Source organism: Sphingobium sp. HDIP04, assembly GCF_000445085.1.
Taxonomy (GTDB): domain Bacteria; phylum Pseudomonadota; class Alphaproteobacteria; order Sphingomonadales; family Sphingomonadaceae; genus Sphingobium; species Sphingobium indicum.
The window spans coordinates 19,072-44,546 of sequence record NZ_ATDO01000031.1; the positions used below are offsets into that span (position 1 = coordinate 19,072).

29 protein-coding genes are annotated in these 25,475 nt (G+C 66.1%); 12 read left to right on the plus strand and 17 right to left on the minus strand.

The genetic code is table 11. From position 1 onward, the window contains the following. Window positions 1-60: 60 nt before the first annotated feature. The 10 genes from L286_RS26280 to coxB all read right to left on the minus strand — a co-directional run bounded on the left by L286_RS26280 (window position 61) and on the right by coxB (window position 8,788). A complete protein-coding gene (locus tag L286_RS26280; protein ID WP_007688563.1) occupies window positions 61-930 on the minus strand; it encodes a class I SAM-dependent methyltransferase in 870 nt (289 codons plus the stop codon). Between the two features lies 1 nt (window position 931). Beyond that, window positions 932-2,332: a threonine synthase gene (gene thrC, locus L286_RS26285; RefSeq protein ID WP_020819360.1), complete on the minus strand. Its 1,401-nt coding sequence runs from the start codon at window positions 2,330-2,332 to the stop codon at window positions 932-934. A 42-nt stretch (window positions 2,333-2,374) separates the two neighbouring features. Beyond that, window positions 2,375-3,001, minus strand: a complete 627-nt coding sequence (locus tag L286_RS26290; RefSeq protein ID WP_020819361.1) for an SURF1 family protein — start codon at window positions 2,999-3,001, stop codon at window positions 2,375-2,377. Next, window positions 2,998-3,408, minus strand: a complete 411-nt coding sequence (locus L286_RS26295; protein WP_021222952.1) for a DUF983 domain-containing protein — start codon at window positions 3,406-3,408, stop codon at window positions 2,998-3,000. The genes L286_RS26290 and L286_RS26295 overlap by 4 nt, the downstream gene beginning before the upstream one ends. Window positions 3,409-3,480: 72 nt before the next feature. Continuing rightward, window positions 3,481-4,311 (minus strand): cytochrome c oxidase subunit 3, encoded by an 831-nt coding sequence (locus tag L286_RS26300; protein WP_007688559.1) that lies wholly within the window; start codon window positions 4,309-4,311, stop codon window positions 3,481-3,483. 36 nt (window positions 4,312-4,347) lie between these two features. Continuing rightward, a complete protein-coding gene (locus L286_RS26305; protein WP_013039199.1) occupies window positions 4,348-4,923 on the minus strand; it encodes a cytochrome c oxidase assembly protein in 576 nt (191 codons plus the stop codon). After that, complete coding sequence (locus L286_RS49500) at window positions 4,923-5,054, minus strand: hypothetical protein (RefSeq protein ID WP_007688554.1); 132 nt, start codon at window positions 5,052-5,054, stop codon at window positions 4,923-4,925. Before L286_RS49500 ends, L286_RS26305 begins: the two co-directional genes overlap by 1 nt. Then, window positions 5,051-5,971: a heme o synthase gene (locus L286_RS26310; protein ID WP_007688552.1), complete on the minus strand. Its 921-nt coding sequence runs from the start codon at window positions 5,969-5,971 to the stop codon at window positions 5,051-5,053. The genes L286_RS49500 and L286_RS26310 overlap by 4 nt, the downstream gene beginning before the upstream one ends. A gap of 117 nt (window positions 5,972-6,088) precedes the next feature. Continuing rightward, entirely contained in the window at window positions 6,089-7,756 is a 1,668-nt protein-coding gene (gene ctaD / locus L286_RS26315; RefSeq protein WP_020819363.1) for a cytochrome c oxidase subunit I, read from the minus strand. Between the two features lie 18 nt (window positions 7,757-7,774). Next, on the minus strand, window positions 7,775-8,788 hold the full coding sequence (coxB, locus tag L286_RS26320; protein WP_020819364.1) for a cytochrome c oxidase subunit II: 1,014 nt from the start codon (window positions 8,786-8,788) through the stop codon (window positions 7,775-7,777). Between the two features lie 290 nt (window positions 8,789-9,078). Here coxB and pyrE point away from each other — a divergent pair, with 290 nt between their 5' ends. Genes pyrE through L286_RS26345 form a run of 5 tightly spaced genes read left to right on the plus strand, consistent with a single transcriptional unit; the run spans window position 9,079 to window position 12,845 of the window. Then, window positions 9,079-9,660: an orotate phosphoribosyltransferase gene (pyrE, locus tag L286_RS26325; RefSeq protein WP_020819365.1), complete on the plus strand. Its 582-nt coding sequence runs from the start codon at window positions 9,079-9,081 to the stop codon at window positions 9,658-9,660. 3 nt (window positions 9,661-9,663) lie between these two features. Beyond that, window positions 9,664-10,401 carry a pyridoxine 5'-phosphate synthase gene (locus tag L286_RS26330; RefSeq protein ID WP_007686507.1) on the plus strand — a complete coding sequence of 246 codons (738 nt, stop codon included), beginning with the start codon at window positions 9,664-9,666 and terminating at the stop codon, window positions 10,399-10,401. Further along, entirely contained in the window at window positions 10,398-10,799 is a 402-nt protein-coding gene (gene acpS / locus L286_RS26335; RefSeq protein WP_007686508.1) for a holo-ACP synthase, read from the plus strand. The genes L286_RS26330 and acpS overlap by 4 nt, the downstream gene beginning before the upstream one ends. A gap of 31 nt (window positions 10,800-10,830) precedes the next feature. Further along, window positions 10,831-11,724: a signal peptidase I gene (lepB, locus tag L286_RS26340; RefSeq protein ID WP_021222953.1), complete on the plus strand. Its 894-nt coding sequence runs from the start codon at window positions 10,831-10,833 to the stop codon at window positions 11,722-11,724. Between the two features lie 23 nt (window positions 11,725-11,747). Further along, window positions 11,748-12,845, plus strand: coding sequence for an AI-2E family transporter (locus tag L286_RS26345; protein WP_021222954.1), 1,098 nt, complete (start codon window positions 11,748-11,750; stop codon window positions 12,843-12,845). A 112-nt stretch (window positions 12,846-12,957) separates the two neighbouring features. On the opposite strand, the gene L286_RS26350 is transcribed toward L286_RS26345, so the two are convergent. Together L286_RS26350 and rpsU are read right to left on the minus strand one after the other, a co-directional pair. Then, window positions 12,958-13,518: an FKBP-type peptidyl-prolyl cis-trans isomerase gene (locus tag L286_RS26350; protein ID WP_007686512.1), complete on the minus strand. Its 561-nt coding sequence runs from the start codon at window positions 13,516-13,518 to the stop codon at window positions 12,958-12,960. An 82-nt stretch (window positions 13,519-13,600) separates the two neighbouring features. Further along, entirely contained in the window at window positions 13,601-13,807 is a 207-nt protein-coding gene (rpsU, locus tag L286_RS26355; RefSeq protein WP_004208618.1) for a 30S ribosomal protein S21, read from the minus strand. 224 nt (window positions 13,808-14,031) lie between these two features. Here rpsU and L286_RS26360 point away from each other — a divergent pair, with 224 nt between their 5' ends. The 6 genes from L286_RS26360 (at window position 14,032) to L286_RS26385 (ending at window position 20,468) form a co-directional block, all read left to right on the plus strand. Next, window positions 14,032-14,802 (plus strand): class II aldolase/adducin family protein, encoded by a 771-nt coding sequence (locus tag L286_RS26360; RefSeq protein WP_020819368.1) that lies wholly within the window; start codon window positions 14,032-14,034, stop codon window positions 14,800-14,802. A 156-nt stretch (window positions 14,803-14,958) separates the two neighbouring features. Further along, on the plus strand, window positions 14,959-16,830 hold the full coding sequence (locus L286_RS26365) for a CHASE3 domain-containing protein (RefSeq protein ID WP_020819369.1): 1,872 nt from the start codon (window positions 14,959-14,961) through the stop codon (window positions 16,828-16,830). 46 nt (window positions 16,831-16,876) lie between these two features. Next, on the plus strand, window positions 16,877-18,124 hold the full coding sequence (locus tag L286_RS26370) for a putative DNA modification/repair radical SAM protein (RefSeq protein ID WP_020819370.1): 1,248 nt from the start codon (window positions 16,877-16,879) through the stop codon (window positions 18,122-18,124). Between the two features lie 75 nt (window positions 18,125-18,199). Continuing rightward, entirely contained in the window at window positions 18,200-18,550 is a 351-nt protein-coding gene (locus L286_RS26375; protein ID WP_007686535.1) for a hypothetical protein, read from the plus strand. Window positions 18,551-18,603: 53 nt separating this feature from the next. Beyond that, window positions 18,604-19,068, plus strand: coding sequence for a hemerythrin domain-containing protein (locus L286_RS26380; protein ID WP_007686537.1), 465 nt, complete (start codon window positions 18,604-18,606; stop codon window positions 19,066-19,068). A gap of 5 nt (window positions 19,069-19,073) precedes the next feature. Next, the gene (locus L286_RS26385; protein ID WP_020819371.1) at window positions 19,074-20,468 is read left to right on the plus strand and encodes a UdgX family uracil-DNA binding protein; all 1,395 of its coding nucleotides are present in this window, start codon (window positions 19,074-19,076) and stop codon (window positions 20,466-20,468) included. Between the two features lie 16 nt (window positions 20,469-20,484). Here L286_RS26385 and L286_RS26390 read toward each other — a convergent pair whose 3' ends face one another. Both L286_RS26390 and mgtE read right to left on the minus strand, forming a co-directional pair. Continuing rightward, window positions 20,485-20,883, minus strand: a complete 399-nt coding sequence (locus L286_RS26390; RefSeq protein ID WP_020819372.1) for a DUF1489 family protein — start codon at window positions 20,881-20,883, stop codon at window positions 20,485-20,487. Window positions 20,884-20,911: 28 nt separating this feature from the next. Beyond that, complete coding sequence (mgtE, locus tag L286_RS26395) at window positions 20,912-22,339, minus strand: magnesium transporter (protein ID WP_020819373.1); 1,428 nt, start codon at window positions 22,337-22,339, stop codon at window positions 20,912-20,914. 136 nt (window positions 22,340-22,475) lie between these two features. On the opposite strand from mgtE, the gene L286_RS26400 reads away from it, so the two are divergent. Further along, window positions 22,476-22,928 carry a peptidylprolyl isomerase gene (locus tag L286_RS26400; protein WP_013039184.1) on the plus strand — a complete coding sequence of 151 codons (453 nt, stop codon included), beginning with the start codon at window positions 22,476-22,478 and terminating at the stop codon, window positions 22,926-22,928. Here L286_RS26400 and L286_RS26405 read toward each other — a convergent pair. The 3 genes from L286_RS26405 to L286_RS26415 all read right to left on the minus strand — a co-directional run bounded on the left by L286_RS26405 (window position 22,918) and on the right by L286_RS26415 (window position 25,299). Further along, window positions 22,918-23,589, minus strand: coding sequence for a hypothetical protein (locus L286_RS26405; RefSeq protein ID WP_020819374.1), 672 nt, complete (start codon window positions 23,587-23,589; stop codon window positions 22,918-22,920). The genes L286_RS26400 and L286_RS26405 overlap by 11 nt on opposite strands. Then, window positions 23,589-24,176 (minus strand): hypothetical protein, encoded by a 588-nt coding sequence (locus tag L286_RS26410; protein WP_020819375.1) that lies wholly within the window; start codon window positions 24,174-24,176, stop codon window positions 23,589-23,591. The genes L286_RS26405 and L286_RS26410 overlap by 1 nt, the downstream gene beginning before the upstream one ends. 85 nt (window positions 24,177-24,261) lie before the next feature. Further along, the gene (locus L286_RS26415) at window positions 24,262-25,299 is read right to left on the minus strand and encodes an acyltransferase family protein (RefSeq protein WP_020819376.1); all 1,038 of its coding nucleotides are present in this window, start codon (window positions 25,297-25,299) and stop codon (window positions 24,262-24,264) included. Between the last annotated feature and the right edge of the window lie 176 nt (window positions 25,300-25,475).

Below are 25,475 nucleotides of genomic sequence, written 5' to 3' on the forward strand. Positions count from 1 at the left end.
CGTCTGAACCGCGCAGACGGAACAAACTTCAGCCGCCCGTCGCCCAATGACGGAATGGACTTAGCGGCTCCACCGGGCCCAGATCGCGGTGGGCAGCATCAATCCGCGTGCCTCTTCGCGCACCGCCAGTTCGCCCGCTTCCACGGTGCCCGGCAGATCGGCAAAGGCTTGGCGCAACAATTCCCCGATGGCCAGCGCCGACATGCGGACGGCATAGACAGTCAGGAACAGGAAGCGGCTGTCCGCGTCCAGCAATTGGCGGCAATGCGCGATCAGTCCCGGCAGATCCTCTTCCAGCCGCCAGACCTCGCCATCGGGACCACGCCCATATTTGGGCGGATCGAGCAATATGCCGTCATAGCGCCGGCCGCGCCGCACCTCCCGCGCCACGAACTTGGCCGCGTCGTCGACGATCCAGCGGACCGGGCGATCCTCCAGCCCCGACAGCGCCGCATTGGCCCGCGCCTGCGCCACCGACTTCTTGGAAGCGTCGACATGCACCATCTGCGCGCCCGCCGCCGCCATCGCCAGCGTGCCGACGCCGGTATAGCCAAACAGGTTCATGACCTGCGCCTGGTCCTTGTCCGCGATCCTGCCGCGCATCCAGTCCCAGACCGGCGCCATGTCGGGAAAGAAGCCCAGATGGCGGAAGGGCGTGCAACTGGCCTGGAACGTCACCTCTTGCCAGTGCAGCGGCCAGCCTTCGGCCGGGACGGGCCGTTCGTAGAACCAGCGCCCGCCGCCTTCCTCGTCGGAACCGGGGATGAATTCGCCGTCGGCCTGCCAGTCGTCCTGCGCGGGCGCCCACATGGCCTGCGGCTCCGGCCGGATGAAGCGGTAGCGGCCATAGCGTTCCAGCTTCCGTCCATGGCCCGAATCGATCAGGCCGTAATCGGACCAGGGTTCGCCGGGAAGGGTCTGGAGGTTCACCTCAGCCCCTCGGCGTCGCCCGCTCCGCGACATAGGCGGTGACCGCTTCGAAGGTGCCGGGCAGCTTGGCATAGGCCTCTTCCCGCGCAAACAGGTCGCCCACCCGCGAAGGCAGAGACGGGCGGATGCCGGTGGCCCGCTCGACCGCCGTGGGGAATTTCGCCGCATGCGCCGTCGCCAGCGTGACCACGGGCACCGCCGGATCGAGGTCGATCGAGCGCGCCGCCGCCAGGCCGATGGCGCTGTGCGGATCGATCACCTGCCCCGCCGCGTCATAGGCCCAGCGCATCGCCATGGTCATGGCGTCGGCATCGACCCGCGCCGAGGTGAACAGCGCGGACGCGCCATCCCGCTGGGCGTTGGTGAGGCGCATCGCCTTGCTGGCTTCAAAGCCCTTCATCTGTTCGGCGAGCGCCTTGCCGTCGCGGCCGCCCGCGTCGAACAGCAGCCGTTCGAAGTTCGAACTGACCTGGATGTCCATGCTGGGGGTCGCGGTCGCCACCACCTGGCCCTGGCTATAGTCGCCCTCCGCCAAGGCGCGGTGGAGGATGTCGTTGACGTTGGTCGCGACCATCAGCTTGGCGACGGGCAGGCCCATCTTCGCCGCGACATAGCCTGCGAACACGTCGCCGAAATTGCCTGTGGGGACGGAGAAGGCGATGGCCCTGTCCGGCGCGCCCAGGCGCACGGCGGCGTAGAAATAATAGACGACCTGCGCCATCAGCCGCGCCCAGTTGATGCTGTTCACCGCCGACAGGTTGAAGCGGCGCGCAAAATCGGCGTCGTTGAACATCGCCTTCACCAGCGCCTGCGCGTCGTCGAAGCTGCCGTCGATGGCGATGTTATGGACGTTGGGAGCGAGCACCGTGGTCATCTGGCGGCGCTGCACGTCCGACACGCGGCCGTCGGGATGCAGCATGAAGATGTCGATCTTCTCTCGCCCCGCCACCGCGTCGATGGCCGCCGATCCAGTGTCGCCGGAGGTCGCGCCAACGATGGTCAGATGAGCGTCCCGCCGCGACAGGAAGCGTTCGAACAACTGGCCGAGCAGTTGCAGCGCCACATCCTTGAACGCCAGGGTCGGCCCGTGGAACAGTTCCAGCAGCCAGTGGCGATGATCGAGCTGCACCAGCGGCGTCACCGCGTCGTGGCTGAACCGGCCATAGGCGGCGGCGCACAGTTCGCGCAGTTCCTCTTCGTTAAGCGATCCGGCGACGAAGGGCGCCATGACCCGCACCGCCGTTTCGACATAGGAAAGGCCCGAAAGCGCGCGAATCTGGTCGGCGGAGAAGCTGGGCCAGCTTTCCGGCACATAGAGTCCGCCATCGGACGCCAGCCCGGCCAGCGTCACATCCTCGAACCCGAGCGCGGGCGCGCTTCCCCTGGTGCTCACATAGTGCATGGGGGTAGCCCGGTAGCGCTCGACGCGCCTTCGGGCAAGCATTTAAGGTCGCGGCGTCCGTCTGCGCAGCGCGAGCAGGTAGATGACCACCGCGACGGCGGCGAAGAAGAACCATTGCCCGGCATAGGCCAGATGGTTGTTGGGCACGTCGGCGGCGGTGGGCGGCGCCAGCGGCTTGAGGCCAGGCACCGGCTCCCCGGCGATCAGCATGGGGCGGAGCGGCATGGCCTGGCCGCCGATGCGCGACAGAAGGGATCGGTGATCGGGTTCCTCCCCTATCCAGCCGCGCATCTGGCCGCCCTGCCATTGGGGCCTTGCGTCAGGCGTCTTCGCGACGCCCGCCGCGACCAGCACGCCGGGGCCTTCCGCGCCGGTCGCGCATTCGGCGATATAGCGGTAGCCGACCGATCCGTCAGCGGCGCGCCCGGCTTCGCTGCGCCAGTGGACCACGCGCAGGCAATGGGCGGAGGAGCGGCGGAACAGAAGTTCGGGCGGCACGGGCGGATGGGCCGGGAAGGCCACGGGGGGCTTGGCCGGATTGGCGGCGACCAGGGCCAGCGTCGATTCCTTTTCGGCGCGGCGCTGGAGTTGCCAGACGCCGAGGCCGATCATGACCAGCACCGCCGCCGCGACGATCAGCGTGGGGATGAGGGGCAGGCGGCGGCTCATGCTTCGCGGTCCCTTGCGATCAGGCGGCCCTCGCGCGCCTTGTTGCGATATTCGAGGATGAGCAGCGCGCCCTTCGCCACGCGCAGGCTGGCCATCACCGCCGCCACGGTCAGCGGCGTCCAGAGCAGGAGGTGCAGCCAGAGCGGCGGATGGACCTTCAGTTCCAATATCAGCGCCATCGCCACCATCAGCGCGCCGATGATCAGCGTCAGGAAGGCCGCGGGGCCGTCGCCGACATTGAACTGGCCGTAATCCAGTCCGCAGGCGCGGCATGAGGGGGCGAAACGGACCGGGCCGGAAAACAGCGTGGGCGCGCCGCATTGCGGGCAGGCGCCTGCCATCGCGCCGATTAGCAAGGGCTGCGGCGCGGGCGGATGAGGATCGGGGGCCGACATGGCGTCAGGCATAGTGCCCGCCGCCGAAAAAGAAAACGGCCGGAACAGGTCCGGCCGTTATTCGTGCACTCATCGGCGGAAGGATCAGCCGCCGTGGACCGGCGCGCCCCAGCCGCCCCAGACATAGATGGCGACGAAGAGGAACAGCCACACCACGTCGACGAAATGCCAGTACCAGGCGGCGGCTTCGAAGCCGAAATGCTGGCGCGGGGTGAAATCGCCCCGATGCGCGCGGATCAGGTTCACGATCAGGAAGATCGTGCCCACCAGCACGTGGAAGCCGTGGAAGCCGGTCGCCATGTAGAAGGCCGAGCTGTAGGGGCTGCCGCCGAAGGGGAAAGGCGCATGGGCATATTCATAGGCCTGGATCGCGGAGAAGAGCGCGCCCAGGATGACCGTCAGCGTCAACCCCTTCTTCAGCCCGTCCCGGTCGCCATGGATCAGGGCGTGGTGCGCCCAGGTCACGGTCGTGCCGGAGCAGAGCAGGATCAGCGTGTTGAGCAACGGCAGTTCAAAGGCGTTCATCACCTCTATGCCCTTCGAGGGGAACATCCCCTCGATCGGCGCCAACTGGCTGGGGAAGAGCGAGAAGTCGAAGAAGGACCAGAACCAGCCCACGAAGAACATGACTTCCGATGCGATGAACAGGATCATGCCGTAGCGCAGGTGGAGCTGCACCACCGGCGTATGGTCGCCGGCATGCGCCTCCGTAATGACATTGGCCCACCAGCTATACATGGTGAACAGCACGCCCGCGAGGCCGATCAGGAAAACCCAGCCGCCGCCAGCCGGCGTGGCGTCCGGATGCATCCACATGATCGCGCCGAAAGCCATGACCAGCACCGACATGGAGCCGAAAAAGGGCCAGATGCTGGGCGGAAGAATATGATAATCGTGGTTCTTGGCGCCTGCCATGACGTTTCTCATCCCCGTTCGCGTTATGATTGTGCCTTAGCTTGGCTTTTTATCCTGCTCAACAGGATAGAAGGTGTAGCTCAGCGTGATTTCCTGCGTGTCCTTATTGTCGGCATCCGTCAATATCTTCGGATCGACATAATAGATCACCGGCATGCGCACCTGCTCCCCCGGCTGTAGCGTTTGCTGGGTGAAACAGAAGCACTGGATCTTGGTGAAATAGGCGCCCGCCTGGGATGGCGTGACGTTGAAGGTGGCGGTGCCCGTGACCGGCCGGTCCGACAGGTTCTTCGCGACGAAGATCGCCATGTTGCGGGCGCCGACCGTCACCGTCTGGGTGTGGCGTTCCGGGTGGAACTGCCACGGCATGCCCGGCGTCACGTTGGAATCGAAGCGGATCGACATGCGATGCCCCGCCGCTTCTGCAACCTGCACATCGGCGTCCGCCCGCTGCGTGGTGCCGCCAAAGCCGGTCCGCTCGCAGAAGATGCGGTAGAGCGGGACCGAGGCGAAACCCAGGCCCAGCATGGCAAGGCCAACGCCGGCCATGCCGATCATCGTCCGCCGGTTGCGGCGATCCCGGTCGAAGGGCGAAGGAGGAAGGCTGGCCATCACTGTCCCCCACCGATCTTGGCGATGGTGATCGCGTAGAAAAGGATGACCAGCGCGCCCAGCAGCACCCCCGTCACGATGGCGCGGGATTTCTGCCGCGTCCGGACCTGCCTGTCTTCGTCGGGAGTCATGCGAACACCCAGCGGTCGACCACGACCGCGCCGAAGAGGAGGAAGAGATAGAGGATCGAATATTTGAACAGCCGCCGTTCGGGCGCCATGCGGGCGGGGTCGCTTTCCCGCCGCCGCAGCACCTGGAAGGCCATGGCGACGAACAGCGCCGTGCCGAGCAGGGCCGTCGTGCCGTAGATCGGGCCGGTAAGGCGCAGCAGCACGGGCGCCATGGCGGCGACAGCCATGATCGCGGTGTAGAACCATATCTGGCGGCGGGTCGCGACCTCGCCGGAGACGACCGGCAGCATGGGGATGCCCGCCGCCGCATAATCGGTCTTCACGAACAGGGCCAGCGCCCAGAAATGGGGCGGCGTCCAGAAGAAGATCAGCATGAACAGCGCGACCGGCAGCGCGCCGATGTCGCCCGTCACCGCCGCCCAGCCGATGACCGGGGGGAAAGCGCCCGCCGCGCCGCCGATGACGATGTTCTGCGCCGTCCGGGGCTTGAGCCAGATGGTGTAGACGAAGACGTAGAAGAGGATCGACACCGCCAGCACGGCCGCCGCCAGCCAGTTGGTCGCGACGCCCATCAGCAGCACGGAGAAGAAGGACAGGCCGACGCCGAAATGCAGCGCGGATTGCCGGTCCATCCGGCCCGCGGGCAGCGGGCGGTTGGCGGTGCGCTTCATCTTCGCGTCGATGTCCGCCTCATACCATTGGTTTAGCGCGGCCGCCGCGCCCGCACCGAGCGCGATGCAGAGAATCGCCGTGAAGGCCAGCACCGGATGGATATGCCCCGGCGCCGCGAGCAGACCGCACAGCCCGGTAAAGACGACCAGCGTCATCACCCTGGGCTTGGTCAGCGCGACAAAGTCCCGCCAATGCGCGGGAATCACGGGAAGCGGACCTTCGGACATGAACGGCGAACTTGCCATAGTCTCCTCATGCGGCATCCCGGCGCGGCGACCGTGCCGGGATTGCCTGATTCCAGGAACTGGCGGCCTTTACGCCAATCCCGGCGTTCCGGCAAACCGGAACGCCCCCGGCTGCGGTCAGTCGATGACCGGCAGCGTTTCGAACTGGTGGAAGGGCGGCGGGCTGGACAGGGTCCATTCCAGCGTGGTGGCGCCTTCGCCCCAGGGATTGCCCTCCGCCTTCTTGCCCGCGGCCAGCGACCAGATGAGGTTGACGAAGAAGATCAGCATGCCGGCGGCCATGATCTCATAGCCGTAGCTGGCAAACTTGTTCCAATAGGCGAACGCCTCCGGATAGTCCGGATAGCGGCGCGGCATGCCCGACAGGCCCAGGAAGTGCATCGGGAAGAACAGCATGTTCACGCCGACGAAGAACACCCAGAAGTGCAGATGGCCGAGGAATTCGTTGTACATCCGGCCCGACATCTTCGGGAACCAGTAGTAGAAGCCCGCGAACAGGCCGAACACCGCGCCCAGCGAGAGCACATAGTGGAAGTGCGCGACGACATAATAAGTGTCGTGCAGCACGTCGTCGACGCCGCCATTCGCCAGCACCACGCCGGTGACGCCGCCCACGGTGAACAGGAAGATGAAGCCCAGCGCCCAGACCATCGGGGTCTTGTAGCTGATCGAGCCGCCCCAGATCGTCGCGATCCAGGAGAAGATCTTGATGCCGGTCGGCACCGCGATCACCATGGTGGCGGCGGTGAAGTACATCTTCACGTTCACCGACATGCCGGTGGTGAACATGTGGTGCGCCCAGACGACGAAGCCGACGACGCCGATCGCGACCATGGCGTAGGCCATGCCGAGATAGCCGAACACCGGCTTGCGGCTGAAGGTCGAGACGATCTGGCTGATGATGCCGAAGCCCGGCAGGATCATGATGTACACTTCGGGGTGGCCGAAAAACCAGAAGAGATGCTGGTAGAGTTCGGGATCGCCGCCGCCAGCGGCATCATAGAAGGTGGTGCCGAAATTGCGGTCGGTCAGCAGCATGGTGATCGCCGCGGCCAGAACCGGCAGCGCGAGCAGCAGCAGGAAGGCGGTGACCAGCACCGACCAGACGAACAGCGGCATCTTGTGCAGGGTCATGCCCGGCGCGCGCATGTTGAGGATGGTGGTGATGAAGTTGATCGCGCCCAGGATCGAGCTGACGCCCGCGACGTGGAGCGACAGGATCGCCATGTCCACCGCCGGACCCGCCGAACCGCTGGTCGAGAGCGGGGCATAGACCGTCCAGCCGGTGCCAGCGCCGTTGCCGGTGCCGCCGGGCACGAAGGTCGAGCCGAGCAGCAGGACGAAGGCGGGGATGAGCAGCCAGAAGCTGATATTGTTCATCCGCGGGAAGGCCATGTCCGGCGCGCCGATCATGATCGGCACGAACCAGTTGCCGAAGCCTCCGATCATCGCGGGCATCACCATGAAGAAGACCATGATGAGGCCGTGGGCGGTGATCAGCACGTTCCAGAGGTGATAGGCCTGGTCCAGCGTCGCTTCGGGACCGTCGCTGAACTGCGCCCAGGTCTGGAGATACTGGATGCCCGGCTGCGCCAGTTCGGCGCGCATCAGGCCCGAAATCGCGCCGCCGATGATGCCGGCGACGATCGCGAAGATCAGGTAGAGCGTGCCGATGTCCTTGTGGTTGGTCGACATGAACCAACGCTGGAAGAAGGCCGGCTTGTGGTCGGCGTCATGATGATCATGAGCATGATCGCCGTGATGATCTGCGGTAATGGTGGTCATGGCGTCTATGCCCTTACATCAAAGCTTGGCGGCAGGAGCGGCGGCGGGCGCGGCAGCTTCGGCCGTGGTCGCGGCGGCGGCGCCCTTCAGCGTGCCGCCCTGCGACAGCAGCCACTGGTCGAACTGCGCGGGTTCCAGAGCCTCGATCGCGATCGGCATGAAGCCGTGGCGCGCGCCGCACAATTCCGAACACTGGCCGTAATAGACGCCCGGCTTCTCGATGGTGAAGCTCTTTTCATTGAGGCGGCCCGGCACCGCGTCCATCTTCACCCAGAGGGAGGGGACCGCGAAGCTGTGGATGACGTCGGCGCCGGTGATGATCAGCTTGATCGGGCGGCCGACCGGCAGGACCAGGCGATTGTCGGGAGCGAGCAGATAAGGCTCGCCGTTCGCCTCCGCCTTGTCCTTGGGCAGCATGTTGGAAACGAATTCCGGGATGCCGTTGTCGGGATATTCATAGCCCCAATACCACTGATAGCCGGTAACCTTGACAGTCAGCGCATCCTTCGGCGCGGGCTTGTACTGGTCGGCGAGCAGGCCGATGGAGGGAACCGCGATGGCCAGCAGGATCACCACCGGCACCACGGTCCAGATCACCTCTATCACCGTGTTGTGCGAGGTCTTGGACGGCGTCGGATTGGCGCTGCGGCGGAAACGGACCATCACGTAGAGCATCAGGATCAGCACGAAGATCGAGATGATGGTGATGATCGGCAGCAGCATCACGTCATGCAGCCAGCGTGCGGTGTGCCCGGTGGGCGAAAACTGCTTCTGGAGGGTGATTTCACCCGGCATGGGCATACCGATGCCCGGCGTCGGCTTCATCCGGGGCGGCGCGGCCACCTTCCCGGCGGGCGCGGCTTCCGCGGCGGGAGCCGCTGCATTGCCGGCCGAATCAGCGGCCGCAGCTTCATTCCCGGCAGCCGGAGCCGCAACCGCGGCATTGTCCTGGGCCAGCGCCGGACCGTTCATGGCGAGCGTCGGCGCAAAGGCCAACAACCCGGCGAGAACGAGCGATTTCACCTTGTTCATAAGCGTCTTCTTACCCCGTAACCCCTTGGCGCCGCGGCAACGAAGACGCACGCATACACGTCCCCCCCGCCCGTATCGGTCTGCCGCGGCTTATAAGCATCTTTTGTAACGCCTCAAGGTTCCACAACCAGATTTTCTTCGCTGTTGCAACGCCTAGTTGGTGAGCCTATCTCGCTCCCCGCGCGCAACCGCGCAAACATGGGGCGAGATCATGGGGCGACCCATGACGGGAAAGGCGCGCCGCATCGCGCATGAAGCGGGCGGCACGGGCGAATGGATCGAAGACAAGAATGACCGACGAGGAAGTATTGGCGGAATTCAGGGCTGCGGGCGCGTTGCTGGAGGGGCATTTCATCCTGTCCTCAGGCCGCCGCAGCGCCAACTACCTGCAATGCGCGCGCGTGCTGATGAACGCGGAGCGCGCCGGACGGCTGGCCCGCGCCACCGTGCAGAAGCTGCCGCGCGAATTGCGGCAGGAAATCGACCTGGTGGTATCCCCGGCGATGGGGGGACTCATCATCGGCCATGAAATCGGCCGCGCGCTGGACAAGGACGCCGTGTTCCTGGAGCGGCCGGAGGGCAGGTTCGAACTGCGCCGCGGCTTTTCCATCGCGCCGGGACAAAAGGTGCTGATGGTGGAGGACGTCGTCACCACCGGCCTGTCCTCCCGCCAGGCGATAGAGGCGGTCGCGGCGGAAGGCGGCATCGTCATAGCGGAAGCCGCGCTGGTGGACCGTTCCGCCGGAGAGGTGGAGCTGGGCGTGCCATTCTACCCGCTCGTCAGCATCAACTTCCCGGTCTATGACGCCGACCAGATCCCGCCCGAACTGGCGGCGATCCCGGCGATCAAGCCCGGCAGCCGGAAGCAGTAGCCCATGTCCCGAACCCCCGCTCATCTGCGCCTGGGCGTCAACATCGATCATGTGGCGACCATCCGCAACGCGCGCGGGGGAACGCATCCCGACCCGGTCAAGGCCGCGCTGCTGGCGGCCAAGGCCGGCGCCGACGGCATCACCGCCCATCTGCGCGAGGACCGGCGGCATATCCGGGACGAGGACATCGCCACGCTGATGGCGGCGCTGACGGTGCCGCTGAACCTGGAGATGGCGGCGACGCAGGAAATGCTGGGCATCGCGCTGCGGCATCGGCCGCATGCCGCCTGCATCGTGCCGGAAAAGCGGGAGGAGCGGACCACCGAAGGCGGGCTGGACGCCGCCGGGCAGATCGACGCTCTCCACCCGATCGTCGACGCGCTGGGCAAGGCGGGCGTGCGCGTCAGCCTGTTCATCGAGCCCGACGCCGCGCAGATCGAGGCGGCCATGCGCCTGGGCGCGCCGGTGGTAGAACTGCACACCGGCCGCTACGCCCATCTGGAAGGGTCCGAACGGGCGGAGGAACTGCGGCGGCTGGCCGACGCCGCCGCGCTGGCGGCGAAGAACGGCATCGAACCCCATGCCGGCCATGGCCTGACCTTCGACAATGTCGGGCCGGTCGCGGCGATCCCGCAGATCGCCGAACTCAATATCGGGCATTTCCTGATCGGGGAGGCGATCTTCGGCGGGCTGGAGAGCAGCATCCGCGAAATGCGCCGCCAGATGGACCTGGCGCGTTGATCGTCGGCCTGGGTTCCGACCTCTGCAATATCGAGCGAATCGAGAATTCGCTCGACCGTTTCGGCGAGCGGTTCGAGAATCGCGTGTTCACCGATGTGGAACGGGCCAAGGCCAACCGCCGTCCCTTCACCAAGGCGGGCACGCTCGCCAAGCGCTTCGCCGCCAAGGAGGCGTTTTCGAAGGCCGTCGGCACCGGGTTCAAGCAGGGCGTGTTCATGAAGGACATCGGCGTCGTCAATGGTCCCAGCGGCGCGCCGACGCTGCATTTGACGGGCGGAGCGCTGGCCCGGCTGGAATCGCTGGTTCCCGCAGGGCACCGGCCGGTCGTTCACTTGACGCTCACCGACGATCATCCATGGGCGCAGGCCTTTGTGATTATCGAAGCCCTGCCGTTATAAGCGTCGCACCTCTCCAGCCGGAAATCCTCCCATGACGGCAGCCGACATGACCGAAAACGATTCCGCCTCATCCGAACAGCCCGGCAGCCCGGCTTCCGAACCGGAAAAGACGCCGGTGAACTGGTGGCAGGAGGTTAAAAGCATCACCCTGCTGATCCTGGCGGTGCTGGCCTTCCACAGCTTCGTCGCCAAGCCCTTCTACATCCCCAGCGAATCGATGATGCCGGTGCTGCTGAAGGGCGACCGGCTGGTGGTGAGCAAATATCCCTATGGCTGGTCCTACGTGTCCCCCAGCTTCCATCCGCTGCCCTTTCTGAAAGGGCGGATTTTCGGGCGCCTGCCGGAACGCGGCGACATCGTCATCGTCTCGCCCCAGAACAAGCGGGAGGATTATATCAAGCGGGTCATCGGCCTGCCCGGCGACATAGTGGAGGTGCGCGGCGGCCAGGTCGTGCTGAACGGCGTGCCGGTGCGGCAAAGGGTGCTGAAGCCCATCCGCATCCCCGTCGACGGCAACGCGCCCTGCCCGCCCATGCAGTTCCCCGGCGCGCTGGTGACGGACGCGAGCGGGAGAAGCTGGTGCGAACTGCCGGTGCGGCAGGAGGTGCTGCCCAACGGCAAAAGCTATGTCACCATCGACATGGGGCCGAGCACGCTGGACTGGTACGGGCCGGTGCGGGTTCCGGCGGACCATGTCTTCCTGATGGGCGACAATCGGGACAACAGCGCGGACAGCCGCGCGCCGCTGGAGGAAAACGGGTTGGGCGGGCCGGTGCCGTGGGAAGCGATCGGCGGCCGGGCTGAGTTCATCACCTTCTCGCTGGACGGCGATTCGTCCTGGAACCCGCTGAGCTGGCTCCATGCCTTCCGCGCTGACCGCGCCGGGAACAGCCTGCGCCCGGCGAGCGTTACCCCGCCGAAATAAGCGTTTCGGATAGGGGCTTTGGGTTGAGCGGGACGAAAATCCACATAGAGGAACCCGGTCCCAGCGAATTGCGCAGCCCGCTGGTCCAGCATGAGGTCAAGCGGGCGGGCGTGTGGTTCGCCATGGGCATCGCCATCGCGCTGCTGGTGCTGCTGGCCCAGCCGATCATGCTGATCATGGGCGCGCTGGTGCTGGCGACGATGATGGACGGCGGCACGCGGCTGTTGGGCAGGCTGATGCCCATCGGGCGGGGCTGGCGGCTGGCCATCATATTGGTCGCCGCGCTGACCTTCCTGGTCTATACCTTCTACCTTACCGGATCGAGCCTGGCCGCGCAGGCGCAGGCGATGCGGGTGATCGTCGAGACGCAGGTCAACCGCATCGGCCAGTGGTTGCAGCAACTGGGCGTCACCACCATGCCGGGGGATTTGGGGCCGGAGGATTTCAAGAGCCTGGCGCAACAGGCGATGAGCTCGCTCGGCCGGGTGACGGCGGCGGTCGGGACCATGGTCGGCGCGGTCACCAGCGGGGTGATGATGCTGGTGCTGGCCATATTCATCGCGATAGAACCCAAAATCTATGAGCGAGGCGTCGCCTGGATGCTGCCGATGGACAGGCGCGGCCGCTTCTACGCCATTGCCGACAGGATGGGCTGGACGCTGCGGCGGCTGATGTTCGGGCGGCTGATCGGCATGGCGGTGGAGGGGGTCGGCACCTGGCTGCTGCTGTGGGCGGGCGGCGTGCCGATGGCGGGGCTGCTGGGCATATTGACCGGGCTGTTCGCCTTCCTGCCGAATATCGGATCGATCATTTCGGGCGTGCTGATCGTGCTCGTGGGCTTTTCCGCCGGCGTGGATGCGGGGCTTTACGCTTTCGGGGTCTATCTGGCGGTGCAGATCGTCGACGGCTATCTGATCGTGCCGATGGTGGCCAAGCGGGCGACCGACCTGGCGCCCGCGCTGGTGCTGGCCGCGCAGATCCTCTTCGGCGCGCTGTTCGGGATCATGGGGCTGTTCCTGGCCGATCCCATCGTCGCGATGATCAAGGTCTATCTGGAGGAGCGGTCGAAGGCGCTGGAGGCGGAGAACGGCAGAAGCGCGGCGGTGCCGGTGGCCGGGTAGTGTATGCAACCTGCTCCTGCGCAGGCAGGAGCAGGTTGCGCCGGAGGGAGCGTTGGCTCAACAAAAAGGCCGGGAAATCCCGGCCCTAATTGCTTTTCCGCCATGTCCGGACTCAGCGCCCCGGCGCGCCCTGCGGCATTCCGCCCTGCTGCATCATCTGCTGCATGCGCATGATGTCCGCCTTGGACTTGAAGTCGTGCAACTGGACGTCGAACACCAGCACCGAATTGGCCGGGATCGGACCCGCCGCCTGCTCGCCATAGCCAAGCTGCGGCGGAATCCACAGGCGGTACTTGCCGCCCTTCTTCATCTTCTGCAGGCCTTCGGAGAAGCCCGGAACCACGCCGTCCACCGGCATGGCGGTCTGCGGATTCTCGTCGAACACGGTGCCGTCGAGCAGCGCCCCCTTATAGCCCACCAGCGCCACGTCGGCGGCCGTCGGGCTGGGACCGGCGCCTTCCTCCAGCACCTTGAACTGGAGACCCGATTCGGTCGTCACCACGCCCTCTTCGCCGCCATTATGCACCAGGAAGCTGGCGGGCGAAGGCTCCACGCCCCGCTGCCCGGCCCAGGCCAGGCCGCCGGCCGCCAGCGCTACCGCGGCGACACCCACCCAGAGGCGCGTCAAAGACCCCTTGGCGATAGGATGAAGGGGAACGGCCGTGGTCGACATGGCTTAAGCCTCGCAAATTGGTGCGGGTGGTGTTTTCAGCGGAAGGAAGGACGGCCGGGCGGCCGCCCCGAAACGGCGGTCCTTAACGGACGCCGTCGCGCTCGGCGCGCTTGCGCTCCAGCTTGCGGGCGCGGCGAACGGCGGCGGCCTTTTCGCGGGCGCGCTTTTCCGAGGGCTTCTCATAGTGACGGCGCAGCTTCATCTCGCGATACACGCCCTCGCGCTGCAGCTTCTTCTTGAGCGCGCGCAGGGCCTGGTCGACATTGTTGTCGCGAACGATGATTTGCATAAGCCAGTCAAACTCCAGTCGAAAACGGACGGATCGCCAGGAAATTTCAACCCTTCCCGACGGGCCGCCCGAATGAAATAGCGGTGAGTCGCCGCAGGTCACCCTGCGCCGTGTGGGGCGCGCCCTACCAGCAGAGTCGCGCAAATTCAACCCAAAAGCCGTTTTTCTCGACAGAGGCGCGGGACAGGCAGATAGTCGCCCCATCAACGATAAGGAGGATCGCCATGGCAACAGCCGCCAGGACCAAGGGCAAGCGCCCCGACATGTCGCCCGCGGAATGGGCCGCGCGCCAGCAACTCGCCGCCTGTTACCGCATTTTCGACCATCTGGGCTGGTCGGAACTGATCTACAATCACATCACCCTGCGCGTGCCGGACGAGGAAAACGCCTTCCTGATCAATCCCTTCGGCCTGCTCTACGGCGAAGTGACCGCGTCGAACCTGGTCAAGATCGACATTGACGGCCATGTGCTGGACGGCAGCCCCTATCCGGTCAACCGCGCCGGTTTCACCCAGCACAGCGTTTTCCACCGCCACCTGCCCGACGCGCACTGCATCATCCACACGCACACCACCGCCGGCATGGCCGTCAGCGCCACGCGGGAGGGGCTGACGCCCACCAATTTCTATGCCGCCGCCTTCATCGGCCGAATCGCCTATCATGATTTCGAAGGCGTCACGATCCGGCCGGAGGAGGGGGAACGACTGGTCGCCAATCTGGGCGACCGGCGCATCATGATGCTGCGCAACCATGGCACGCTGGTCATGGCGAAGTCCCTGCCCCAAGCCTTCCTGACCCAATGGCTGCTCCAGCGCGCCTGCGAGATACAGGTCGCGACCGGCGCGGCCGGGACGCCGGTGGACATCCCGCCGGAGGTCATCGCCGTGCATCAGCGCGACCTGAGCGGCGTGCAATTGCCGACCGGCCCCGGCGTGCCGGATTTCGAGGCGCTGGTGCGGAAGATCGACCGGATCGATCCAGGCTGGCGGGATTAGGCCGGGGGAATGAGGGCGGGCGTTCCAACCCCGACTCCCCCGCCCCCACATCGCGCTCTATGGCAGCCAATGCCCGACGCGCCCGTCAGGCCTCATCCGATTGCAACCGCCTGTCCCCGCTTGCTACCCGCACCATATTTCCGCATCTTCCGCCCCATGCCCGCCATCCGCCCCGAACGGTCGATCTTCCTGCTGCTTCTGGCCTTGCTGATCGTCGGGCTGGCGGTGGGCAGCACCTATTGGCTCTACGCGGTGCAGCAGCGGGTCAACATCTGGGTCCAGCACACCCTGCGCGTCGAGAACCAGCTTTCGACGCTGCTGCTGCATGTGCAGGAGGCGGAAAGCGCCCAGCGCGGGTTCATGCTGACGCGCAAGGACTCCTTCCTTGGTCCCTATGAGGCATTTCGCGGCCGATGGCGGCAGGAACTCGCCGCGCTGCGCGTGGAGGTGCGCGACAATCCCCCGCAGGCCCGATCGGTGGAGGAACTGGAGGAACTGCTGGACGACCGGCTGTTCCTGATGCGCACGGGCATAGAGCGGCGGCGGCGGGGGGAGATCATCCCGGCGGGCGATTTCGATGCGGGCATGGTCACGATGGCCCGCATCCGTGCCCTGGTGGCGGCGATGCGGGCGCGGGAGGCGCAGTTGCTGAAGGGCCGGACGGCCAATGACAATCGCCTCAGCACCATGGTTTCGATCGGACTTGCCGTGTCCGCCGTGCTGATCACCCTGTTGGGCGCTGTGGCGCTGCGCACCGCCTATCGCCGCGTGGCCGAGGCGACGGAAAGCCAGCAGGCGCTGGCCGACATCAACCGCCGCCTGATGAGCGAGGCGCGGGAGCGCGAAGCCGCCGAGGGGCAATTGCGCCAGATGCAGAAGATGGAATCGATCGGCCAACTGACCGGCGGCATCGCCCATGACTTCAACAATATGCTCGCCATCGTCATCGGCTCGCTCGACATCGTCCGGCGGCGGCTGGCGCCGGGCACCGACGTCCGGATCGTCAGGGGCGTCGACAACGCGACCGAAGGGGCGCAACGCGCGGCCCAGCTCACCGCCCGGCTGCTCGCCTTTTCCCGCCAGCAGCCGCTGGACCCGCAGCCGACCGACGTCAACAAGCTGGTCGGCGGGATGTCTGAACTGCTGCGCCGCACGATCGGCGAGAGCATCCGGGTCGAGGCCGTGCTGGCGGGCGGGCTGTGGCGGGCGAGCATCGACCCCAGCCAGCTCGAATCGGCCATCATCAACCTCTGCGTCAATTCGCGCGATGCGATGCCCATGGGCGGCAAGCTGACGATCGAGACGGCCAACGCCCATCTCGACGATGCCTATGCCGCCGCCCACAACGACGTCTTGGCCGGGCAATATGTGATGGTGTCGGTCACCGACAGCGGCACCGGCATGCCGCCCGAGGTGGTGGAGCGCGCCTTCGACCCCTTCTTCACCACCAAGGGCGTGGGCAAGGGCACCGGCCTCGGCCTCAGCCAGGTGTTCGGGTTCATCAAGCAGTCGCGCGGCCATGTGAAGATCTATTCCGAACCCGGCGAGGGCACGATCATCAAGATCTACCTGCCGCGCCATTACGGGCCGGAGCCGGTCGCCGGCGCCATCCAGGCGGCGCCCGCCGAACTGCCCCGCGCCAAGGGGGAAGAGATCATCCTGGTGGTGGAGGACGAGGAGCGCGTCCGGCACATGTCGGTCGATTCGCTGCGGGAGCTGGGCTACACCATCGTCCAGGCATCCGACGGCGAACAGGCGCTGGAAATGCTGACAATCCAGCCGCGCATCGACATGCTGTTCACCGACGTGGTCATGCCCGGCATCAACGGGCGCGACCTGGCCGACCGGGCGCGGGCGAGCCGACCGGGCCTCAAGATCCTCTACACCACGGGCTATACCCGCAACGCCATCGTCCATAACGGCATGCTCGACCCCGGCGTCTCCTTCCTCGCCAAGCCCTTCACGCTCGATCAACTGGCGGCAAAGGTGCGCCAGGTCCTGGATGCCGATCCCGGCGAGCCCGACTGATCGAGATTATGGACAGGGGCGGGTGAGGAACATATGATGAACAATCATGACCGCCCTCACCACCCGACAGAAGCTGGAAATCCTGGCCGACGCCGCCAAATATGACGCGTCCTGCGCCTCGTCGGGCACGGCGAAGCGCGACAGCGCCTCGGGCCGGAAGGGCGGCATCGGCTCGACCGAGGGCATGGGCATATGCCATGCCTATGCGCCCGACGGCCGCTGCATTTCGCTGCTCAAGATCCTGCTGACCAACAGCTGCATCTTCGACTGCCATTATTGCGTCAACCGCCGGTCGAGCGATGTGCGGCGCGCCCGCTTCACCGTGCGGGAAGTGGTCGACCTGACGCTCAGCTTCTATCGCCGCAACTATATTGAGGGGCTGTTCCTCTCCTCCGGCATCATCCGGTCGTCCGACTACACGATGGAACAGTTGGTGGCCGTCGCCCGCAGCCTGCGCGAGGAGCATGATTTTCGCGGCTATATCCACCTCAAGACCATTCCCGACGCCGATCCGGAACTGGCGCGCCATGCGGGCCTTTATGCCGACCGGCTGTCGATCAACGTCGAACTGCCGACCGAGCAGGGCCTGCGCAGGCTGGCGCCGGAAAAGGACGGGCAGCGGATCGAAAGCGCCATGGCGGGCATGCGCGACGCCATAGAGGATGGGTCGGACGCCAGTCGCCGCTACGCCCATGCGCCGCGCTTCGCCCCGGCCGGCCAGTCCACCCAGATGATCGTCGGCGCGGACCAGGCGGACGACCGCGCCATCATCCGGCGGGCCAGTGCGCTCTACAGCCGGCACAGGCTGCGGCGGGTCTATTACAGCGCCTTCTCGCCCATCCCCTCGCCCAGCAGCGTGCTGCCCTTGAAGCGTCCGCCGCTGATGCGCGAACACCGGCTCTATCAATCGGACTGGATGATGCGCTTCTACGGCTATTCGGCGCAGGAGCTGGAAAGCGCCGCCGATCCCGCCACCGGCTGCCTGCCGCTCGACATCGATCCCAAGCTCGCCTGGGCGCTGCGGCACCGGGATTGCTTTCCGGTCGACGTCAACCGCGCCCCGCGCGAGGCGTTGCTGCGGGTGCCGGGACTGGGGGTGAAGGCGGTGGACCGGATCGTCGCCAGCCGCCGCCACCGGCGGCTGCGGCTGGACGATGTCGCCCGGCTGACGCGGAGCGTCGCCAAGCTGCGCCCCTTCCTGGTCGCGGCCGACTGGCGCCCGGTGCATCTGGCCGACCGGCTGACCCTGCACATCACGCACCCGCCCGCCTCGCAATATGAGCTTTTTCCGTGAGTCGCGCGCATTTTGCCGTTGATCGGACGGGCGGTTCATGTTTTCCTTGTCCGACGCAAGGAAAGGGCCGGATTTTTGGCGACGAAGTGGAACGATGGCGCGACCCGCCGCACGGGCCATGCCCAGCGGATGAGCACCCATCTGGCCGTCGCCCTGGTCGTCTTCTGCCTGCTTCAGATCTTCATCGTCGCCAAGATGGGCGGGTCGCTGCTGCTGCATCTGGGCATCATCGTGGCGATCGGCGGCTTTGCCGTCGCGGCGCGGGGGCTGGAGCGCCGCTGGGAGTTGCTCGACAGCAGCGGGCTGCCCGCGCACAGCCTCGACCTTCGCTTCCGCCGCGATCTGGTGCAGCTCTGGGGCGCCAGCATTGGCGGCGGGCTGCTCTGGATTCCCGTCGCGATCATTTTTCACGCCCTGTTCGGCTGAACCCAAAGGCCCGGTCCATCGTTGTTCCTTCCGCAAGAGAAGGAGCATGCCCCATGGCCGACGCCAGCATTTTCGACCGATTGAAGCAGGATCATGACGCCCATCGGCAATTGTTCGACAAGATGGCCGATGCGCAGGCGGAGCCGGATCGGCTGGAAAAGCTGTTCGAACAGTTCCGGGTGGAGGTGACGGCCCATGCGGCGGCGGAGGAGGAAACGCTCTACGCCACCATGCTGGCGCGGCCCGACCTGCGCGAAGACGCCCAGCACAGCGTGTCGGAGCATAAGGAGATCGACGATTATCTTGAGGAACTGGAAGGCCTGCCCTTCAATGGCGATGAATGGAACCGCGTCTTCGCCCAGATGAAGAAGCGCTACCTCCACCATATCGAGGAGGAAGAGGAGGAGATGTTCCCCGACGCGGCGAAGGAACTGACTGCGGAGGAGGAGCAGAAGCTGGCCGCCCGGTTCGCCCAGCGCAAACCGGCCGAATTGCAGCGCGCCGAGGCGAATGATTAGGGTCCATGCATCGCGCGCGGCTGAACGGACCGGATGATTTCGACGGTTGGCGCGTGGCCGCGCGCGCCTTCGCCCTCGCCGGCACGAAGCCAGCCGACATCCTCTGGCAGACAGGGGATGAAGGCGATCTCTTCGCGGCGGACGAAGCGCCTCCGCCCGTAGGCGAGGTCGCCTTTTCCGTCCCGCGCGCCTTTGTCGAACTGGCGGAAAAGGCAATCCTGCACCGCGATGCGGAGCGTTTCGCCCTGCTCTACGCCCTGCTCGTTCAAGTGCGCGACCGCCCCGCCAGCCTGGAGGATCGCGCCGACCCGCTGGTCCGCCGGGTGGAGGCCCTGGCCAAGGCGGTGCGGCGCGACATGCACAAGATGCGCGCCTTCGTCCGGTTCCGCGAACTGGCCGATGCGGAGGGGCCTCGCTTCGTCGCCTGGTTCGAGCCGGACCATCATATCGTCCGCGCCAATGCCGGATTCTTCGCGCGCCGCTTTGCCTCGATGCGCTGGTCGATCCTGACGCCGGAACTCAGCATCCATTGGGACGGCGATGCGTTGACCGAAGGACCGGGCGCCACCCGCCGGGATGCGCCCGCGCAAGACCCGGTCGAGGACATCTGGAAGGGCTATTATGCGGCGATCTTCAATCCGGCGCGGCTCAAGGTCGGCGCGATGCTGTCCGAAATGCCCCGGAAATATTGGCGCAACCTGCCCGAAGCCGCGCTCATCCCGGAGCTTGTGGCAGGCGCCCAGTCACGGGAGGCGGCCATGATCGCGACGCCGCCCAGGCCTTCCGCCCGGCAGGGGAACGCCGCGGCGGCCTGGAGCGCGCTGCGGGAGGAGGCGATGGGTTGCACCCGCTGCCCGCTCTACCGCGACACGACCCAGACGGTGTTCGGAGAAGGGCCGGTCGACGCCCCGCTGATGTTCATCGGGGAACAGCCCGGCGATCAGGAGGATCTGGCCGGGCGCCCCTTTGTCGGGCCGGCCGGGCAATTGTTCGACTATGCGCTGGAGGAGGCGGGGATCGACCGCAGGCGCGCCTACATCACCAACGCCGTCAAGCATTTCAAGCATGAGCGGCGCGGCAAGAGGCGCATCCACCAGACGCCCGAAACGCCGGAAATCCAGGCCTGCCGCTGGTGGCTGACGCAGGAGCTGGAGCTGGTCCGGCCCCGGATTATCGTCGCGCTCGGCGCCACGGCGGGGCGGGCGCTGCTGGGGAAGGCGCTGACGATCAGCCGCGTCCGCGGCGCGCCCATCGCGCTGGAGAGCGGCGCGCAGGGCTGGATCACGGTGCATCCCAGCTATTTGCTGAGGGTGCCGGATGAGGCTCGCAAGATGGAGGAGAGAAAGCGCTTCGTCGCGGAACTGCGGGAGATTGGAGAGCAGGTGAAGGGGCTCGCCTGAAAGTCACCGAGATATCCTACAATAACCCCAGCTTCGACAATTCCCCCAGCAACCGCGTCGGCATGGCGTCCAGATCGTTCGCTTCGCTCGACCCCAGATCAGGCGGCGCGTCCTTGCCTTCCAGATAGCGCCAGCCCTGATGCGCCCGCTTGGGCAATGCGCGCACCGGGATCAGCCGGGGTTCCAGCCTGATCCAGTAACGGCCCTGCCCGGTTTCCTGAAAGCCCAGCAATGGACTGCGCCCGACAAGCTGGTGCCCGTGAATCCAGAACAGCGAACCACCCGCCAGTTCCTCGACCCGCTTGGGCAGGTAGCGCGTGGTCAGCCGCGCCTCCTCCGCATGGCTTTCCAGCCAGGCGCGGAGCGTCGCGGGACTTTCGCTCCGAAAGGCGATCTTGGTGAGGTGCAGCGGCATGGCAGGAAGATGGGCGCTGGCTGGCCGATTACAAACCCCAGACCGTGGCAAGGCCGAGGAAGGAGAAGAAGCCCATCACGTCCGTCATCGCCGTCACGAACACAGCCGAGGATACGGCCGGATCGACATTCATCCGGTCCAGCGTCACCGGCACCAATATGCCCGCCAGCCCCGCCACCAGATTGTTGATCAGCATGGCGAGCGCGATGACGATGCCCAGGTCGTGATTGCCGTAGATCAGCCCCACCGCGACGCCGATCAATATGCCGAGCGCTGTGCCGTTGGCGCTGGCGATGCGGAATTCGCGCGCGATCTGGCGGATGGTGTTGGAACTGGTGAGCTGGTTGGTGGCGAGGGCGCGCACCGCGACCGCCATGGTCTGCGTCCCCGCATTGCCGCCCATGCCCGACACAATGGGCATCAGCACCGCCAGCACGACATATTGGGAGATGGTCGACTGGAACAGCCCGACCACCGACGCCGCCAGGATCGCGGTGCCGAGGTTGACCACCAGCCATTGGAGGCGGGTGCGCACCGTTTCCAGGATCGGCTGGTTGATGTCGCCCTCGCCCGCGCCGGACAGGCGGAGGATATCCTCGCCCGCTTCCTCGGAGATGATGTGGACGATGTCGTCGACCGTGATCATGCCGACCAGCCGCCCGCTGCCGTCCACCACCGCAGCGGAGATCAGCGCATATTTCTGGAAGCGCAGCGCCACTTCTTCCTGGTCCATGTCGACCGGGATCAGCGTCTGTTCGCGCTTCATCAGGTCGGCCATGGCGACGCTGCGCGGGCAGGTCAGCACCCAGCTCAACTGGCAGGTGCCGATCGGCTTATGCGCCTCGTCGACGACGAAGATTTCCCAGAAATCGGTCGTCAGGTCGCGATTGTCGCGCAGATAGTCGATCACCTGACCGACCGTCATATGTTCCGGCACCGCGACCAGGTCGCGCTGCATCAGGCGACCGGCGGATTCCTCCGGATAGGAGAGCGCGCTTTCGATGGCGGCGCGGTCCTCCGGCTCCATCGCGTCGAGGACGGCCTGCTGGTCGGCCTCCTCCATATCCTCGATGATGGCGACGGCGTCGTCAGTGTCCAGTTCGGCGGCGAACTCAGCCACCTGTTCGGGCAGCAGCGCGTCGAGCAGGTCGTCACGGACATAATCGTTGAGTTCGGACAGAACCTCCGCGCCGACCAGGTCGCCCAGCGCCGCCGCCACCTGCCCGCGCCGTTCGGAGGGGGTGAGTTCCAGAAGGTCGGCTATGTCGGCGGGGTGCAGCGGCGAGACCAGTTCGCGCGCGCGGTCGCGGTCGTCCGCCTCCACCGCGTCCAGCACGGCGGAGACGAATTCGCCCTTCAGCCGGTCATCCTCGTCATGGCGGGATTCGGCCTGTTCAGCGGCGATATCGCCCAGTTCGTCCGGCCGGGGTTCGGCCGTATCGGCTCGTTCGCTCATCGCGTCCCCTACTGTCCGGTTCCTGTAGCATTTCGCTGCTTTTGCCCATGCCCGTCACAATTGCAATGGCTTCCATCCCCGTCTCAACGCTCTATATGGTCCATCACCCCAATTTTCCCCGAAGAGAGGATTTTTCATGGCCGACGACACCCTGACCCTTTCCCTCGACAGCGGCGGCGACGTCGTCATCAAGCTGCGTCCCGACCTGGCCCCCGGCCATGTCGAGCGCATCACCCAGCTTGCCAAGGACGGCTTCTACGACGGCGTCGTGTTCCACCGCGTCATCCCCGGCTTCATGGCGCAGGGCGGCGACCCGACCGGCACCGGCATGGGCGGGTCGAAGCTGCCCGACCTGAAGGCCGAATTCAGCCGCGAGCCGCATGTCCGGGGCGTCTGTTCCATGGCCCGCGCCATGAACCCGAACAGCGCCAACAGCCAGTTCTTCATCTGCTTCGACGACGCCACCTTCCTGGATGGCCAGTACACCGTCTGGGGCGAAGTCACCTCCGGCATGGAACATGTCGACGCCCTGCCCAAGGGCGAGCCGCCCAAGACCCCCGGCAAGATCGTGAAGGCGACTATTTCTTAAGAAGACTATCCGTGGCGGAGATGGCGTTGCCCGCCGTCTCCGCCGCTTCCTCAGTCGGCGGCGCATAGGGGCCGATGCTCTCTATATGCCAGCGGCGGTCCGCCTCGCTGGAGCCGGGCACATCATTGGCCCGGCGCAACGTCACCTGCCGCAGCCGATACCAGGGCTTGCCGTTCGCGGCCAGGCGACCATAGACCTGCACCGGCACCGTCACGAACAGCGATCCCGCGGCCCCCTCGATCGCGCCGGGCGCGCCCAACTGGGCATGAATCTCGCTGAATCCGCGAAAACGGGCGGCGAAGCGCGCATCGTCTTCCGCCCCCATGGCGCTGTTGTCGTTCCACAGATCCTGCGCGTCATTATAGCGCTTTTCCTCCAGCAGGCCGTAATAGCCCTGCACCACCTGGGCGGCGCCCTGCGCGCCCTTGGGATCGATGGAGCCTTCCTCCACCACTGGCTGCGGGTCGACCGGCAGGCCGCCGGGCATGCCGGGCGCCGGCGGGTTCAGCGGCTCCAGCACCGCCTGCGCCTCCGCCCGGAAATTATTTTCGACCTGCGCCGCATTGGCGCCATTGGCCAGATTGTCGATCGCGCTCTCCTCCCGGCCGTCGCAGGCCGCAAGCAGGAGCAGGGCGAGAACCGCGCTGGACCCAAGCCGCATCAGTCGCGCCGACCCCGCCAGCCCTCACGGCCGGAGCGGCCGCCGCCGCCGGAACGCGCGGCGCCGTCGGATCGGGTGCGCGGCGTCCCCCAATTGCGTTCCGCCCGTGGCGTCGTCATATCCCCTTGTCCCCTTCCTGGCCGGGGCGCCTGCGCGCCCGCAGCGGGATTGCCCTGTCGGGCATTCCGCCAATTGCCGCTCCACCGATTGCCGTCGCCGCCGGAACGCTCCCGCCAGCCCTGACGCGGTGCGCCATTGTTCCAGTTGCCGCGCCGGCCGTCATCGCGGCGGGCCTCCCGGCGTCCTTCCCAATAGCGGCGCTGGCCTTCGCTCCAACGTTGGCGATGGCCGCTGCGATTGTACACATAATAGCCGCTGCCGGGATAGTAGTAGCCGTCATACCAGCCGCCATAATAGCCGGGACGATAATAGCCCGGACCCCAATAATCGTCATAATAGCCGCCGCCATAATAGCCGCTGCCCACGCTCACGCCGCCATAATAGCCATCGTCATAAGCACAGCCGCCCAGGGCCAGCGCACCGGCAAGGCCGATCGCCGCGAGGAACCTCCGTCCGGTCCAGGCCATCGCCTTTCTCCTTCATCCTGCATCCATGCCATGCATAACGCGGGCTGCTTGAATTGGTTGTGAATGGCCTGGGTGGGGAGAGCGGTCAGGCTTGGCTCGGCGCCCCTTCGCCGGGCGCGGACCTTCCCCGATTCCGCCACCAGCGCAATATCGCTTCCCCGGCGGGCCGCTCGACCAGCCGGTTGATCAGCGTGCCCAAAACCAGCGCCACGGCGAATGCCGCCGCGAACCCCGTCCAGGGACTGTACCCCGCCTCCGCCATCTTCAGCATGACGACGAAGCCGACATGCTGGTGGATGAGGTAGAAGGAATAGCTGATCCCGCCCATCCAGACGAGCGGACGAAAGCTGAGGAAACGCAGCCGCCCGGCGACCAGCGCCACGAACGTCGCCAGCAGCAGGACGCCGGCCAGCAGCATGTCCGGGCTGTCGATCGTCGCGACCGACAGCAGCGCGAGCGCGGCATGGGACGCCTGCTGGCGCCAGCTTCGCTGCCCTGCCCAGACGCGATAGGACAATATGCCGATGATGAAGAAAGGCACATAGCGCAGCACCAGCAGCATCACGATCCTTTCCGGCATGCCCGGCCACAGCGCATAGAGCCAGCGCGCGGCCAGCCAGCCCAGCAGCAAGAGTTCCAGCCGCCTTAGCCCCGTGCACTTCCAGATCGACAGCATGCAGGCGTAAAAGGCGATCTCCACCGTCAGCGTCCAATAGGCGCCGTCCACCTCCGGCAGGAAGGCGAAGCCCTGCAGCATGGTGACGTTGGCCAGAATCGCCGCCGGCCCGATCAGCAGTTGGGAAACCCGCGCCAGGGATTCGATGCCCAGCGTCAGGAGCATCGCGACGAGATAGGCGGGATAGAGCCGCGCGAAACGGTTGACCAGGAAATCGGCCGTCGTGCGGATGCGGTCGAGCGTGAAGAAGATCGCGAAGCCGGAAATGGCGAAGAACAGCAGCACCCGGTAATTGCCGCCCAGAAAGCGGAAGGGCACATGGGCCGCCTGCGGAAACAGTTCATGGAAGCGCGTGGAATAATGGAAGACCAGCACGCACAGCGCGCCCAACCCCCGCAAGGCGTCCAGTTCCGTCAATCGGCGGGAAGAAGGGCGCGGCCCCGGCATGACCGCGCCATAGCAAAGAAACAGCAATCATTCCGTTAATATCGTGGTTAAGCAGCGATATAAGCCATGCTTCCGTCGATGACTGGATTTGGGTGGATTCCCGTCATTCCCCCTCCCGCAAGCGGGAGGGGGTTAGGGGGTGGGCTGGCGCGACATCAGCGTTGTTTTGCAACGGC